Source organism: Arthrobacter arnarulunnguaqae (assembly GCF_051262515.1).
GTDB lineage: Bacteria > Actinomycetota > Actinomycetes > Actinomycetales > Micrococcaceae > Arthrobacter_N.
The window spans coordinates 1-430 of sequence record NZ_JBIMER010000043.1; the positions used below are offsets into that span (position 1 = coordinate 1).

General features: G+C 75.8%; 1 protein-coding gene. It reads left to right on the forward strand.

The genetic code is table 11. From position 1 onward, the window contains the following. A partial coding sequence (locus tag ACHAAJ_RS15590) for a hypothetical protein (protein ID WP_435729159.1) occupies nt 1-430 on the forward strand: 430 nt, incomplete at both ends.

Consider the following 430-nt stretch of genomic DNA (forward strand, 5'->3'; position numbering starts at 1 on the left):
TGGAGGAGGCGGTGTTGCTGACCCGCGAGGGCGCCCGGCGGCGTGCGGGGTTGGACGCGGACGAGGTGCGGTTGCGGGCCGCGGCGGTGGAGGCGGTCCACCGGGAGCGGTTGGCGGAGCTCACCGAACTGGCCAGGACCTCCCGGGGCGTCTACCGGCCGTGGGCGGAGCGGTTGCGCGCGGAGTTCGCCGAGACGGACCCGAAGGTGGATTGGTGGGCGACCGCGGCCGCGGCGACCGAGCTGGCCCCGGCGACCGGAACGTCCGAGGCGACGATGCAGGCGCGCGTCGCCCACGCGATCGAGCTCACCACCCACCGGAAGGCGTCCCTTACCGCGCTGGGGAACGGGGAGCTGGGGTTCGGGCACCTGCGGGTGATCCTGGAGGCCTGCGAGGCCGTCCAGCCCGCCGCGGTCCCCCCTCCGGGGAA